This window comes from Pseudoalteromonas sp. SCSIO 43201, assembly GCF_023716725.1.
GTDB lineage: Bacteria > Pseudomonadota > Gammaproteobacteria > Enterobacterales > Alteromonadaceae > Pseudoalteromonas > Pseudoalteromonas peptidolytica.
Map to the genome: position 1 here is coordinate 3,449,874 of NZ_CP072683.1, position 15,823 is coordinate 3,465,696.

The window sequence follows — 15,823 nt, forward strand, 5'->3', positions numbered from 1 at the left end:
GAAACCAAAAAAAACATCAATAACCCACAACAAAAACACCTTTACATAATTATTTTCATCAAAAATATGCTATAAATTTTAAACAAACGATAATTGCCAATGGATATTTACATGGAAAATTATGAGATCGACAATCTAGATAAATCCATCCTTCACGCATTAAAGGAAAATGCGCGGACACCCTACGCGGAATTAGCAAAGAGATTTGCCGTTAGCGCCGGTACCATCCATGTTCGGGTCGAAAAAATGAAGCAAGCGGGGATCATTGAAGGAACTCAAGTAAGCATTAATGCTAAACGGCTTGGTTATGATGTCTGCTGTTTTATCGGAATAAACCTAAAACATGCCGGGGACTATCCGGGGGCCATTGCACGTCTTAAAGAATTCGAAGAGGTTGTTGAAGCCTATTACACCACAGGTAACTACAGTATTTTTATCAAAGTGATGGCGCGCTCCATCGACCACCTACAAGATGTACTTATCAATAAAGTGCAAACTATTGAGTCTATCCAGTCAACCGAAACGCTGATCTCACTGCAAAACCCGATTCAGCGCACCGTTATGCCTTAGCCCCTTTTTTGTTATAATCGCGGGAATTTGTTGATTTAGAGTAGTAAGTAGATGGCTGAGAATAGATACCATCGTGTAAAAAGCGTATTAGATAGACGCCAAACCGACCTCACTGTGTGTTTAGATGAAGTACATAAGCACCACAACCTGTCAGCGATTGTGCGTACCGCAGATGCGGTTGGTTGTCACCATGTACATGCGGTATGGCCACAAGATCAAAGACGGTTAACTAATAATACCTCTGGTGGCAGCAAAAATTGGGTAGAAACCCATATGCATGAGCATATCGACCAGGCTGTTGCGACGATCCGTGAACAAAACCCGGGTGTACAATTATTAGCAACCAACCTTAGTGATAGCGCCGTTGATTTTCGTGAAATTGATTACACCAAACCCACCGCCATTATTGTCGGTCAAGAGCGTCTTGGGATCTCAGACCGCGCACTTGAGCATGCAGATCAGCATATCGTGATCCCAATGCAAGGTATGGTGCAATCCCTGAATGTATCCGTTGCCGCAGCACTTATTTTATACGAAGCGCAGCGCCAAAGAGATGTAGCTGGACTGTACAAACGTACAGATATGATGGATCCTGTGGTAAAACATAAGTTACTATTTGAAGGATGTCATCCAATTATTGCCACTCGCTGTAGAGAAAAAGGGTTACCTTACCCTGCGCTTGATGAGCACGGTGAAATTGTTGCTGACGACACCTTTTGGGACATTCTTAAGTTTAAGCAGAAAAAATAGATAACGCGGATCGCGCTAGAGGAATAGCATGTCGACACCAAATTTGGCCACTTACCCCGTCACTGAGCTAAAAGGCGTAGGCCCAAAAGCAGCCGAACGCTTGGCCAAACTAGGCATTCAGTCGGTGCAAGACATGCTATTTCACCTTCCACTACGCTACGAAGACCGTGCGCGCACCTATCCTATCTGCGAGTTACAAGCGCATAGTCATGTCAGCATTGAAGCCGAGATTGAACGCAGCGAAATCACGCAAGGCAAACGCCGCATGCTGGTATGTTATGTTAATGATGGAACGGGGCGGATCGCGCTGCGTTTTTTCAATTTTAACGCGGCGCAAAAAAACGCCATGCAAGCAGGCAAAATAATCCGCTGTTTTGGTGAGGTTCGCCGTGGCCGCCATGGTTTTGAAATGGCTCACCCAGAATACAGCATCAAAGAAACCCGCTCTGCACCTTGCGACCCAAGCCTTGCGACACTCACACCTGTTTATCCGACGACCGAAGGGCTGAAGCAATTGAGCATTCGGGCGATTGCCGATCAAGCCGTTGAGTTACTGCGCAAATATGATGTACCAGACTATTTACCAGCTCAGTATCGGCCATCGCAGCAAAGCTTAAAAGAGGCGCTGCTATTACTGCACCGCCCGCCACAGGAAGTCGATTTAACCCAATTAGAACTCGGGCAACACCCCGCTCAAGCACGCTTAGCATTTGAAGAGTTATTAGCACAAAACCTCAGTTTGCTTAAGCTTAGGCAAAAAGGTCAAGCGGTGAAAGCAGTTGCACTACCGCCTACCAATCCACTTGAAGCACAGTTTTTATCGGCCTTACCATTTGCCCCGACCAATGCCCAAAGTCGAGTAGTAGCTGAGATCAAAAGCGACTTACAACATCCCTACCCCATGATGCGATTGGTGCAAGGGGATGTCGGATCAGGAAAAACCCTTGTGGCAGCACTCAGCGCGTTAACAGCCATCGCACAGGGTTACCAAGTAGCACTGATGGCACCCACTGAGATCCTCTCCGAGCAACACGGCATCAACTTCCTTAATTGGTTTGAACCTATGGGCATTGAAACCGTATGGCTGGGTGGTAAAACCAAAGGCAAGGAACGCACTCATGCGCTGGAGCGAATTGCTTCAGGGCAAGCACAGATGGTGGTCGGCACCCATGCGTTATTCCAAGAGCAAGTACAGTTTTCTAACCTTGCGCTTATCATCATCGACGAACAACATCGCTTTGGCGTGCACCAGCGCTTAGCGCTGAGAGAAAAGGGAAAGTTTGGCGATTGCTATCCACATCAGTTGGTGATGACTGCCACCCCTATCCCGAGAACCTTGGCTATGACGGCCTACGCCGACCTTGAAACCTCAATTATCGACGAGCTACCACCGGGCAGAACACCAATCACGACCGTCGCCGTGCCCGACACCAGACGCAATGAAGTGATCAAAAAAGTGCAAAAAGCCTGCGTTGACGACAAACGTCAAGTGTACTGGGTATGCACCCTGATAGATGAATCGGAGGCGTTACAATGCCAAGCCGCAGAAGACACCGCCAAAGCACTTGCCGAAGCCTTGCCAGAGCTTAATATCGCGCTGGTGCATGGCCGTATGAAAGCCCAAGAAAAGCAGGCCATTATGGACGAATTTAAACAGGGCCATACTCATGTGCTGGTTGCCACTACCGTAATTGAAGTAGGTGTGGATGTACCCAACGCTAGCCTTATTATCATTGAAAACCCTGAACGCTTGGGTCTGGCACAACTGCATCAGTTGCGCGGCCGTGTTGGTCGCGGACAAATCGCATCACATTGTTTACTGCTTTACCATGCGCCACTGTCGGTCACTGCGCAAAAGCGTTTAGGGGTGCTTAGAGAAAGTAACGACGGATTTGTCATCGCTGAGCGCGACCTTGAGATCCGCGGTCCGGGTGAAGTGCTAGGCACAAAACAAACTGGATTGGCGGAGCTAAAAATTGCCGATCTTAGTCGTGATAAACACTTATTACCGCAAGTGAGAAGCCTCGCTTTTACCGTGCTTAAAAGCCACAGCGATATTGTTGACTCGATTATCTGGCGCTGGATGGGCGATAAGAGTGAACTGGCCATGGCGTAAGCTTTAAGCTTTAAGCTTTAAGCTTTAGATGGTATAAAGATCGCGAGGTAAACTCGCTCCTACACGAGAGTTTTGCTCCTGTAGGTGAACACTTTGGTAGGAGCCACTTTATGTGGCGAGCAGTCAAGAGATCGCGAGGTAAACTCGCTCCTACACGGGTAATTTGCTCCCATAGGTGAACACTATGGTAGGAGACGCTTTACGCGGCGAGCAGTTAACAGATCGCGAGGTAAACTCCCTCCTACACGGGTAATTTGCTCCCATAGGTGAACACTTTGGTAGGAGCCACTTTATGTGGCGAGCAGTTAAGAGCGCGAGGAAAACTCGCTCATACAAGTGTAATTTGCTCCCATAGGTGAGCACTTTGGTCGGAGCCACTTTATGTGGCGAGCAGTGAAAAGATCGCGAGGTAAACTCGCTCCTACACGGATAATTTGCTCCCATAGGTGAGCACTTTGGTAGGAGCCACTTTACGCGGCGAGCAGTTAACAGAGCGCGAGGTAAACTCCCTCCTACACGGGTAATTTGCTCCCATAGGTGAACACTTTGGTAGGAGCCACTTTACGCGGCGAGCAGTGAAAAGATCGCGAGCTAAACTCGCTCCCACAAGCCCACAACTCTCTCAAACAAAATAACCCATCGCGCTACGCTTGCTTCTTTTCTCAAAGCTTAGCTACCATCTCTCTACATCAACTCAAAAAACTCAAAAATGAATCTCTTACTACGTGCTGCATGCACCTCATTTGCTGCTTGCGTGGCGTCAATCGCCTCTGCAAAAGCAATTTACCCAGATGTACCAGAGCAGATTAATCCATCTGCCAAATACGTTTTTTACTCTCATGGCTACATCGTTGAAGGTGATAATGAAACGCCTATTCATAAGCGCTGGGGTAAATATGACTTTCCAGCCATCAAACAAGCTTTAAGCGACGATACCTATACGCTAATTGCTGAGCACCGACCTAAAGGCGTCGCACCAGAAACATACACAAAAACCCTAGTTAGCAAGGTCCGCAAATTACTGGACGTGGGCGTCAGCGCCAGCAACATTACGCTTGTGGGGTTTTCTCGCGGTGGAGCGTTAACGATAATGGCAAGTGACACATTAAAAAATGATGCTATTCACTACGTGATACTTGCGGGCTGCGCTGGGCTTATCAAAAGTAAAACCGAGATCCAGCTCTACGGCAAGGTGTTATCCGTGTACGAAACCTCAGATCAAGTGGGCTCTTGCGACTTTGTGAAAGCACGCTCCAAAACCCTCAAAAGCTTTACAGAATTTTCTATTTCCACTGGTGAGGAGCACGGTGCTTTTTACCTCCCAAGAGACGAGTGGGTAAAGCCTGTTAAAAGCTGGATTTTAAATCACTAAATAATTAGCGTGGCGTTCTCTCAGCAGAACGCCGTAAAAGACCTTCATTCTAGTCCATCCTATCTCTTTAAATCTTTTCTGCGAGCAAACAATACTCTGTTTACTTATTGCACTTTTAAAAACCAACCTTATAATTGAGGCGCATTCGAATATCATTCGAATTAGGTTCAATTATTACAGGAGAAAGCATGGCACCAGCACCAAAGTATGATAACGAAACTCAGCAACGTATGATTTTAAGTGCTGCAGAGCAGTGCATCAATGAGTCGTCAGTCACTGATTTTACAATGGCTAAAGTCTCTTTGCATGCAGGGTTATCTATGGGTTCTATTTATAAGTTTGTGCAAACCAAAGAAGACTTAATCATGGCATTGGCTTATGAGTCATTTACCCATGTGTCTAGTGTGTTTAAACAAATCTTATCGCTGCCATTAAGTACACCAGAGCGAATGCTCGCCGTGTGTTTGGTTTCTCCACAAAAAATTAAGCGTTTTTCCTTCGATTTCGAGCTGCAATCTTACTCTACTAACAAAGCCGTAATTAAAAGAGCTTCAGAATATTGGACCAATAAAATTATTGAATCATGTAGCGGCTGTGAAAATGTTTTCAAGCAAACCTTGCTTGATGGCATTGAGGCAGGAGAACTACAAAATATACCAAATCTGCATGATGTCATTGAAGAAATCATAATCAGCGGTTGGGCACTAACCGTCGGATATGAACAAGTTTTACGTTTGCAACAAACTAACCAAATTGTCGAAGGTACTGACTCTTTGCTGGCACCTCTTGCGCTCAATGATCCGCTCATTCGAAGCGCTGTGAGGCTGCTAAATAGTTATCCATGGCAAGCACCAATAACCCATGACTCTCTACTTCGTATAGAGAAAGAATTGCAAGCGCTCGAGCTTCGTTAACTTAAGGAAAATCACAATGAACATAAAACGCTGGCTTATCGCCTTTGTACTTATTCTCATCGTCATTACCAGTTTAGGATTTGTTAAATTTACGCAAATCCAAGCTGCTATTGCCTTTGGAGAATCCTTCCCTGAACCCTCGGCATCGGTTAAAAGTACCTATGTCTCTACAACTGAACACCTTAAAACGGTAAAAGTAGTTGGCCAACTTCATGCAAAACAGACCGTAACTGTCAGCAATGAATATGCAGGACTTATTACATACGTTGGCTTTCAACCTGGTGACTTAGTAAAAGCCAATCAAGTATTGCTGCGCCTCGACAGCAGCATTGATGAAGCAAATCTACAAGCAGCTAAAGCGCGAGTAAAACTTGCCAAGTCAACCTATCAACGTGTTGCAAAGTTACTTGAACAAAAACGCATTAGTCCCGATGAAGTAGACAAAGCGGAAGCTGAGGTTGCTATCAATGAAGCTGATGTAAAACGACTCACCACCCTTATCGAAAAAAAGACCATCCGAGCACCGTTTACTGGCTATACCGGTATGGAGCAATATCAAGTTGGTCAGTTGCTTGATGCCAACAATGCCGTGACGTTTTTAGTAGGCACTAACGACAAAATTTGGGTTGATTTCAACATGCCGCAAACGTTACCACAACCAAAGTTGGGTGAAGAGGTAATGGTCGCGGTATCACACTCGCAAGTGCAGCAACCAGCACGAGTGTTAGCGAAAACCCCAAGTGTTGACGTCGCCTCCCGCCAACAACGCTATCGCGCAGAGCTTAATAATTATCACGAAGCACTAAGCCACAACCAAATGGTAATGGTAAACGTGCCAGTAGCAAAAGTAAGCGCAGCGGTAGTACCGACCAATGCTATTACTCGAAACCATTTTGGTGAGTTTGTTTATATCTTAGAAAAAGATGACGCACAAAACTGGCGAGCAAAACCTGTCAAAGTCACACTTGGCGATAAGATCCATGACCAGCAGCTGGTATTAACAGGTTTGAGCGGCGGTGAGTTTATTGCTGCTGAAGGTGCATTTAAACTACAGGAGAACTTACTGGTTTACACCGACCAAGTTGCTGCGATTGATGGCAATAATGGAGAGCAGTAATGAGTGCTTTACATGAAAATAAACCATCCATTATGGATATATTTGTCAATCGCCCCGTGCTTGCGGTTGTATTTTCACTCCTTATTGTTCTGGCAGGATTAAACGCTGCTAGAGATATTTCTGTACAGCAGTACCCCAAAATAGAAAGTGCGTCGTTAGTAATAAATACCGTCTACACTGGTGCCTCAGCTGAGGTAGTTAAAGGTTATGTGACAGAACCGATTGAACGCGTTGCTTCAACGGTTCCTGGTGTGGACTATGTTGATTCAGTAACAATGGCAGGTCTCAGTCGAGTTACGGCATGGTTAGAGTTAAACCATAGCACTCCTGATGCTCTTGCTGAACTCACAACACGGTTAAACCAAATAAAGTTTGAATTGCCAAGTGGTGCGGAAGACCCTGCAATTCATACCGTGCGTGCCGATAGTCCCTATGCTGTATTCTATCTAGATGTAGAGTCTCAAGGACTATCGCGTAACAATGTGAGCGATTATTTGATCAGAAATGTTGTGCCTTCAATGTCAGATATTCCTGGTGTGCAAAAAATCACCCTCGAAGGTGGCCGAAATCCAGCGATGCGTATTTGGCTTGATCCTGAAAAGCTAGCCATTTATGGGCTTAGCGCCAGTGATGTATTTGGTGCACTACGCGCCAATAATACCATTGCAACCATTGGATATAGTGAAAACAACAGACAACGTATTGATGTCATGGCGAATACGTCTTTGCGCTCAATCACGGACTTTAATAACCTCATTGTCAAAGAGGTTGATGGTGCACAATTAAAACTAGGAGATCTGGCCACCGTAGAGCTAGGTGAAGCTGACAGCCTAGTGACTGCACGGCTTGATGATCATGATACGGTCTTTTTAGCCTTATGGGCACTACCTGGCGCCAATGAAATTGACATTGGTGATGCACTTTATAAAAAGATTGATGAGATAAACCCTATCTTACCTGACGGCATGAACCTTAGAATTGGTTACGATGGCACCCTGTACATGCGAGATTCTATCAAAGAAATCTTTACCACACTGGCTGAGACGGTGTTACTTGTTGGTATTGTGGTATTGGCGATGATGGGGTCATTCAGAACCGCGATGGTGCCACTCATCACTATCCCTATCTCTATTTTAGGTGCCATAGCGGTGATCTCTGCAATGGGCTTTTCCCTTAACCTACTTACCATTTTGGCCATTGTACTTTCGGTAGGCCTAGTGGTAGATGATGCCATTGTGGTGGTGGAAAATGTTGCCCGTCATATGCGCGAGGGCAAACCTAGATTTCAAGCCGCGCTTATTAGCTCACGTCAATTACTTGTGCCTGTTATTGCGATGACACTGACCCTAGCAGCAGTATACGCACCCATTGGATTTTTAACGGGATTAACTGGCTTTTTATTTAGAGAATTTGCTTTCACGCTGGCGATTGCTGTGATCATTTCAGGTTTAGTTGCCATCACCTTATCTCCAATTATGGCGGCATACGTAAACCCAGAGGGAGGTAAAGAAGGCAAGTTAACACAAAAGGTCAATAGTTACTTCGATAAGCTCCAAAAGTTCTACTTTAATGCGCTAGACACGCTATTTAAATGGCGTCCACAAATCTTCTTCATCGCTATTATATTTTCTTTGTTGTCGGTACCATTTTATATGTTATCGCAAAAAGAACTTGCGCCTATCGAAGATCAAAGCAGTATCCAGGTTGTGGTGGAAGCCCCACCTGAGTCCTCTCTTGCTTATACCTCAAATAAAATGAACGATACCGCTGCGGTAATGAATGCAACCGAAGGTGCTGAATTTACTTGGCAGGTTATTACCGCTTCTGCTGGTTTTGGTGGTGTGACATTAGCGCCCTTTAGTGAGCGAGAAAACTCAGTTCACAATATGCTCTTTGACTTGTACGGCCGCTTAAGTAGCGTCACAGGGTTAACCCTGTTCCCTATTTTACCTGCGTCTTTACCAACTGCTGGGCAATTTGATGTTGAAGTGGTTTTCCGTTCTAGTGATGACCCTATCACCATGAAAGCGTATGCGGATGAAATTATTCAACGAGCGACTGCGACAGGCAGTTTTATGTTCATGAATACCGATCTAAAAATCGATTTGCCACAAGCAGAACTTGAGATTGATAGGGAGTTAGTCGCAGACCTCGGGCTAAGTTTATCTTCAGTGAATGAGCAACTTAGCGTGTATATGTCTAATAACTTTGCCAACTACTTTAATAAGGATGGTAAAGCTTATCGCGTGATCCCAATTGTGGGTGATAAAGATAGATACAACCCTGAGAATATTTTAAATATGCAAGTAAGCACAGATACAGGTGTTCTAGTTCCCGTTTCTGCATTTGCTACATTGCGCACATTTACCAGCCCTCGAGTACTTGGCTCCTTTAACCAACAAGGCGCGTTTAGGATTTTAGCAGGTACACTACCTCACGTGACTAAAGAACAAGCGCTAACCCTAGTTGAAGAGATTGCGCAAGAAATACTACCAAGCCACTACTCTATTGATTACGCTGGTGAGTCCAGACAGTTAAGAAAAGAAGGTAACACTATGGTTGGCGTCTTGCTATTTGCGATGGTGATTGTGTTCTTCTTATTAACTATTCAGTTCAATAGCTTTAGAGATCCACTTGTTGTGTTACTAGGGTGTGCGCCACTGGCATTGGCAGGCGCCCTTATGCTGCCGTTTTTATCACTGACGACAGTGAATATTTATAGTCAAATTGGGTTGATCACCTTGATTGGTCTAATTGCTAAAAATGGTATCTTAATCGTTGAATTTGCCAACCATTTACAACTTGAAGGTAAGTCTAAGTACGATGCTGTAAAAGGCGCAGCAGCCACAAGACTAAGACCAATCTTAATGACAACGGGCGCGACTGTACTTGGTCACTTCCCTCTTGTATTGGTAACTGGTGCTGGTGCTGAAGCCCGTAACAGTATTGGTATCATTTTGGTTGCTGGCATGCTCATTGGTACTTTCTTTACACTTATCGTACTGCCCTTACTTTATGAGAAACTAGCAAGTGATCATCGTAGTGAGGCACAAGAGACTGAGGCATACCCACAAGAACAAGCGGTAGCTCAAGCTTAGTACAATCAAGAGAGGAACAATAAACGGGCTAATTTAATTTATTGTTCCACTCTGATAAGCCACTATGAGCACATGCTTAGCCTGGCTTTCGGTAAAACACGGTACCTAGTACTTAAATTAAGTTTGCTCGGTGTCGTGTTTTATTTCACCCATAGCATCACGCTCAGTGACAATATATGTTTTCAAGTAACAACTTGTTCTAGAAGGAAAGTAAAGCAAACGGTCTATTGCTACAAAAAAGTTACACAAAAATAATCTTTAACATTCAATTATTTACACAATCAAAGGATAGGCAGTTAAAATGATTGTAGACAACATAGAAAATGTGGATCTCTGTATTGTAGGCGCAGGGCTTGCAGGATTAAATGCACTGTATGCAGCTAAGCAGTACTTACCAAAAAACGCGACTGTGGCACTCGTAGATAAGCGAGAATCTATTGGCGGTATGTGGAATGACACCTACGATTATGTAAGGTTACATCAGCCCTACAAACAATTTACGATAGGTAATATGAAGTGGAGTTTAGATCGACACGAGTCCTATTTAGCTGACAGACATGAGATCTTAGCCCACTTTAAGCGCTGTGTAAGCGAAGTAGAACGGCATTTGACTGTTATTCCCTTAATGCAGCATAGCTACCTTAGTCATGACTCACAAGATGATGGCATCGTACAAGTTCGCTTAGCCTCAAAAGAAACAACACGACAAATCCATACCAAAAAATTAATAAAAAGTGTTGGATTTGGCATTGAGCCAAGCCAAGTATTAGCCTTTTCTAGTGACAAAGTACATTCAATTACGCCTGAACAAATACCACAAAATCAACAGCACATTATAGATAGTAATAAACCAATCTATATTGTTGGTGGTGGTAAGACGGCAATGGATACTGCCCATTATTTATTACAAGCAAACCCACAGTTACCCATTCACCTTATTATCGGTAAAGGAACCTACTTCCTAAATAGAGACATCATGTTTCCGCCGGGTTTGGATAAATATTGGAAAGGGACAACTAGCCTAGATATGATGACGCAGTGTGCAACCCTCTTCAACGGCGATAATGAGGCAGAAGTCACCCAATTTGTAAAATCCAAATATGCTCTCTCACCGCACAAAGATGCCCAGCAATTTCTACTTGGTTTATTGTCTCAAAGTGAGCTAGATATTGTTACTCAAGGCTGTAAAACGATAGTAAGAGACTACTTAGATGACATAAAAGACAATGGTGACGAAACGCAATTGTGTTTTAGAAGTGGCGAAACACAGCCTATTGAATCTGGCGCTTGGATCATTAATTGTACTGGGTATCTCCTCAACTCTGACGTGCAGTCGGAGCAATACCACTCTCAATGCGGCAATGTTATCTCAATTAACAACAGTGATAACCCTCTGCTTTTTAGCTCTGGTTACTTTCTTCCACATGTTTTCTTTCAAGACAAGATTAAAGACACGCCACTATTGAGCATAGATCATGTTGCCTTGAAAAAGGCTAACGCAGAAGCCTTCCCATTTGTTGCCATGACTCAATTGCTCTATAACTTTTATACTCTGATGGACAAACTTCCATTAAAAGTCATTGACCAATTCCATGCAAACTTTGATAAGTGGTACCCTCTACACCGTCAACTATTTGGGTTTACAAAGTTTATGATCAATAAAAAGAAAAACAAAAAGCACTTTGAAAGCAGCCTATTGAGGGTCAAAGAAAAGTATAATCTTTAATCAAATACTTACTAGCACAGTAATTTGATTGGTGAGTTAAAAGAAAAGTATTAGCCAATTTGCACAATGACTGGTGCTATTTAAGGCAACAAAACCTTGTCGATAACAACGCGATTAATCTTGCTATCGACAAGGCCGACATCTCATCACTGTAGATTACCTAGCTCAAAACAATTAAACCGCTTGTCCACACGCCCAGCCACAGCTCCACGCATATTGAAAATTATATCCTCCGAGCCAACCAGTAACATCGGTGACTTCGCCGATAAAGTACAGACCCTTTTGTTTTTTAGCTTCGAAGGTTTTGGAGCTGAGTTCGTCAGTATCGACACCACCAAGTGTGACTTCTGCTGTGCGATAGCCTTCGGTGCCATTTGGTTTGATTTTCCAGCTGGTTAGGGTTCTAGTTAAGGTTTCAATTTCTGTATGGCTGAGTTGGTTTGCATTTTTGTCCACAATGCTGCCATCGCTGATCAGCGCTTCTATAAAGCGCTTCGGTAAGATGGTCGAGAGCAGATTTTTTAAGTGCTTTTGACCTTGTTCACTACGCCACTCATGAAGCAGTGCTTGGACGTCTAAATCAGGAAATAGGTTAATACTCACAAACTCCCCGGCACGCCAAAATGAGCTGATCTGCAAAATTGCTGGGCCAGATAGTCCTCTGTGAGTAAAGAGAATATTCTCTCTAAACTGAACACCGCTTTCACTGGTCACTACGCTATCAATACTGATCCCAGAGAGACCATCAAAACGTGCTTTATCGTGATCGTGAAGTGTAAAAGGTACGAGAGCAGCCATAGTGGGCAACACAGCTAGACCAAATTGTTCCGCTATTTTATAGCCGATAGGAGTTGCACCCAGTTTTGGCATTGTTAAGCCACCTGCTGCGACCACCACCGACTCACAATTAAAGGTTTGTGTTGTGGTTTTGACTACATAGCGGCCGTCGGCTTGATGCTCAACCGCAATGACTTCTTGACGTAAATGGAGTGAAACGCCCGCCCAATCACACTCAGTAAGCAGGATATCAACGATGTCTTGTGCGCTATTATCGCAAAACAACTGCCCAAGTGTTTTATGATGATATGCAAGACCATGACGGTCTACCAACTCAATAAAGTCATGTTGGGTATAGCGACTCAGACATGATTTTACAAAGTGTGGGTTTTTACACAGATAATTGGCTGGAGAGGCATTCTCATTAGTAAAATTACACCGGCCACCGCCACTTATCAAAATCTTGCGGCCTGGCTTCTTACCCATATCAACCACAGCAACTTGTCGCCCTCGATATCCAGCCTGCGCAGCGCACATTAACCCCGCAGCACCAGCACCGATCACAACTACATCTGTTTGTTGCATAACTTCACTCAACCCTATTTTTAAAACCTTGCAGCTTATACCTACTCTTTTAATTAATACCTTTCTAGCAGTCAGTTGTAGCGCCAAAACAACTCCCCTAACTGGAGCAGATATTAAGTCAACATGGTATCACTACTTCCTGCTAACACTTAACGCACAAAGTAAACGTTTAACCAAAAACAAATTATACCGAGATCCACACAACAAGCACAGTATGGATGAGCACCACTTGGTTGCAATTTGTTCAATGTTAATAATGTACCTAAAAAAGTCCATGTCGCAGTGCTGTGATTACGAATAAGAGACTTAATATTGCCAAAAAAACCATACTTTAAAACTAAAAATAATCAATTTCAGTCCCTTCATAAGGCACATTTAGTTAAAACAACCCTTCCGTTTACACTCATTTACAATGTAACTGAAATTTATTCACACTCACATAAAAATGAAAAATAAGCACTAAAAACAACACGCTAAGAATTTTTTATAGCCATTTATCCATCTATATATAACTAAATAATTAGTGCAAATAACAAAACAGCGCTTTCTTTTTTTTAGATAGGCGTTTAATTTCACTGAACATCAGCTTTTTGTTAACAGCTGAACAACAAGTTAGAAACTAGGGAAACATTATGACAATCAATAAAAACTTTAAGCGCGCAACACTTAGCGTTGCTGTCGCTGCGCTATTTAGCGCATCAGCAGCTACCGCAGCACCAGCTATTCAAAACGATACAGCACTTGCAGCTACCGCACAGAAGCTCTCATCTCAGAACACACTTGGCACTCAATTTATTATTAAATATAAAGATGCTAGTTCACAAATGATGGGACTTGCAGCGGAGGATCTGCAACCAACAAAAATGCAACAACGTGCAGAAAGCTTTGTAAAAGGTTTTAAAAGTAACAAAGCGAGTGCCAAAGCTCACTATGTCCGTCCTATGGCATTGAGTAACCACCATGTAATGCGTGCAGACAAAAAGCTATCAGCTAAAGAAGCACAGGTATTTATGAGTGAAGTTATGGCGTCTGGCAACGTTGAATATATTGAAATCGATCAGATGTTGAAACCATTTGCAACACCTAACGACCCTCGTTATAGCGACCAATGGCATTATTTTGAAGCTGCTGCGGGGATCAATGCTCCAGCGGCTTGGGATAAAGCGACAGGACAAGGGGTTGTAGTCGCGGTGCTTGATACAGGTTACCGACCGCACCTTGACTTAGACGCAAATATTTTGCCGGGCTATGACATGATCTCAGACACGTTTGTTGCGAATGATGGCGGTGCTCGTGACAACGATGCTCGCGATCCAGGTGATGCAGTAACACGTGGTGAATGTGGTACCGATTCTACAGGTCAGCCAGTTCCTCGTGCCGATCAAGACTCAAGCTGGCACGGCACGCACGTAGCGGGGACTGTTGCTGCAGTATCAAATAACGGCGAAGGTGTTGCCGGTGTTGCTTACGACGCAAAGGTAGTACCTGTTCGTGTGCTTGGTAAATGTGGTGGTTTAACCTCAGACATCGCTGACGGTATTATTTGGGCTTCTGGCGGTTCAGTGTCTGGAATTCCAGCAAATGCAAACCCAGCTGACGTGATTAACATGAGTCTAGGTGGTGGTGGCGCTTGTAGTGCAACAACACAAAACGCAATCAACCAAGCCCGTAATAATGGTACTGTGATTGTCATTGCAGCAGGTAACGACAACGATAATTCAGCTAACTATAACCCTGGTAACTGTAACGGCGTGGTAAACGTAGCGTCAGTCGGCCGAGATGGTGGTCGTGCTTACTACTCTAACTATGGTACAAACATTGATGTCGCAGCACCTGGTGGTGCGCAAAGTTTTGCCAACGACCCTGAAGGTATCTTATCTACGCATAACTCAGGCTCTGGTGCACCTTCTGCAGACAGCTATCATTACTCACAAGGTACCTCAATGGCTGCGCCGCACGTAGCAGGTGTTGCCGCACTGATCAAACAAGCAAAGCCTTCTGCGACTCCAGATGAAGTAGAAGCAATCTTGAAAAATACCACGCGTAACTTTGCTGGTAGCTGCTCAAACTGTGGAACCGGTGTTGTGGATGCAGCAGCAGCAGTTAACGAAGCACTAGGTGGCGATGTAACACCACCAACAAGCAATGTGCTTGAAGATGGTGTAGCAAAAACAGGATTGAGCGGAAGCGCAAGCAGTAGCCAATACTTCACTTTCGAGGTACCAGCAGACAAAACTAATGTGACTTTCACAATGAGCGGTGGCACAGGTGATGCAGATCTCTATGTGAAGTTAGGAAGTCAGCCAACTACAGCAAGTTATGATTGTCGCCCTTATGAAAGTGGCAATGCAGAAACCTGTAGTTTTGATGCCCCACAGGCTGGAACTTATCATGTAATGATCAACGGCTATCAAGCCTATTCAGGTGTTAGCTTAGTCGCGACTACCTCAGGTTCAAGCACAGGCACTCCGCAAGCCGGTGGTGGTACTATCGAAGATGTATCAGCATCAAGCGGCCAATGGGTACACTACACAATTGAAGTACCAGAAGGCATGAGCGATTTTACTGTAAAAACGTTTGGCGGTTCAGGCGATGCTGACTTGTTTGTTAAGTTTGGCGCTCGCCCAACCACGACAAGCTATGACTGCCGTCCATATGAAAGTGGAAATACTGAAACGTGTGTTATCACCAACCCACAAGCTGGTACGTGGCACTTAAGCATTAATGCTTATCGTACCTTCTCAGGTTTAACACTAGACGCACAGTACAAACCATAAAGAAACATTCAGTAGGCTCAA

Annotated in this window: 10 protein-coding genes; 9 read left to right on the top strand and 1 reads right to left on the bottom strand. The window is 44.1% G+C overall.

Annotated elements, in window-relative coordinates:
- The first annotated feature begins 111 nt into the window (after positions 1-111).
- From asnC to J8Z24_RS15065, 8 genes are all read left to right on the top strand, one after another.
- Positions 112-570: a transcriptional regulator AsnC gene (asnC, locus tag J8Z24_RS15030; protein WP_125253759.1), complete on the top strand. Its 459-nt coding sequence runs from the start codon at positions 112-114 to the stop codon at positions 568-570.
- Between the two features lie 51 nt (positions 571-621).
- Positions 622-1,320: a tRNA (guanosine(18)-2'-O)-methyltransferase TrmH gene (gene trmH, locus J8Z24_RS15035; protein ID WP_125253758.1), complete on the top strand. Its 699-nt coding sequence runs from the start codon at positions 622-624 to the stop codon at positions 1,318-1,320.
- A 28-nt stretch (positions 1,321-1,348) separates the two neighbouring features.
- Positions 1,349-3,436: an ATP-dependent DNA helicase RecG gene (gene recG, locus J8Z24_RS15040; RefSeq protein WP_252094926.1), complete on the top strand. Its 2,088-nt coding sequence runs from the start codon at positions 1,349-1,351 to the stop codon at positions 3,434-3,436.
- 709 nt (positions 3,437-4,145) lie between these two features.
- Positions 4,146-4,808 (top strand): alpha/beta hydrolase, encoded by a 663-nt coding sequence (locus tag J8Z24_RS15045; RefSeq protein ID WP_252094927.1) that lies wholly within the window; start codon positions 4,146-4,148, stop codon positions 4,806-4,808.
- Between the two features lie 188 nt (positions 4,809-4,996).
- Positions 4,997-5,722 carry a TetR/AcrR family transcriptional regulator gene (locus tag J8Z24_RS15050; protein ID WP_252094928.1) on the top strand — a complete coding sequence of 242 codons (726 nt, stop codon included), beginning with the start codon at positions 4,997-4,999 and terminating at the stop codon, positions 5,720-5,722.
- A gap of 16 nt (positions 5,723-5,738) precedes the next feature.
- Positions 5,739-6,839: an efflux RND transporter periplasmic adaptor subunit gene (locus tag J8Z24_RS15055; RefSeq protein WP_128730712.1), complete on the top strand. Its 1,101-nt coding sequence runs from the start codon at positions 5,739-5,741 to the stop codon at positions 6,837-6,839.
- A complete protein-coding gene (locus J8Z24_RS15060; RefSeq protein ID WP_252094929.1) occupies positions 6,839-9,937 on the top strand; it encodes an efflux RND transporter permease subunit in 3,099 nt (1,032 codons plus the stop codon). The genes J8Z24_RS15055 and J8Z24_RS15060 overlap by 1 nt, the downstream gene beginning before the upstream one ends.
- A 301-nt stretch (positions 9,938-10,238) precedes the next feature.
- Entirely contained in the window at positions 10,239-11,663 is a 1,425-nt protein-coding gene (locus J8Z24_RS15065) for an FAD-dependent oxidoreductase (protein ID WP_252094930.1), read from the top strand.
- A gap of 174 nt (positions 11,664-11,837) precedes the next feature.
- Here J8Z24_RS15065 and J8Z24_RS15070 read toward each other — a convergent pair whose 3' ends face one another.
- On the bottom strand, positions 11,838-13,025 hold the full coding sequence (locus J8Z24_RS15070) for a BaiN/RdsA family NAD(P)/FAD-dependent oxidoreductase (RefSeq protein WP_252094931.1): 1,188 nt from the start codon (positions 13,023-13,025) through the stop codon (positions 11,838-11,840).
- Between the two features lie 632 nt (positions 13,026-13,657).
- On the opposite strand from J8Z24_RS15070, the gene J8Z24_RS15075 reads away from it, so the two are divergent.
- A complete protein-coding gene (locus J8Z24_RS15075) occupies positions 13,658-15,802 on the top strand; it encodes a S8 family peptidase (protein WP_128730708.1) in 2,145 nt (714 codons plus the stop codon).
- The last annotated feature ends 21 nt before the right edge of the window (positions 15,803-15,823 follow it).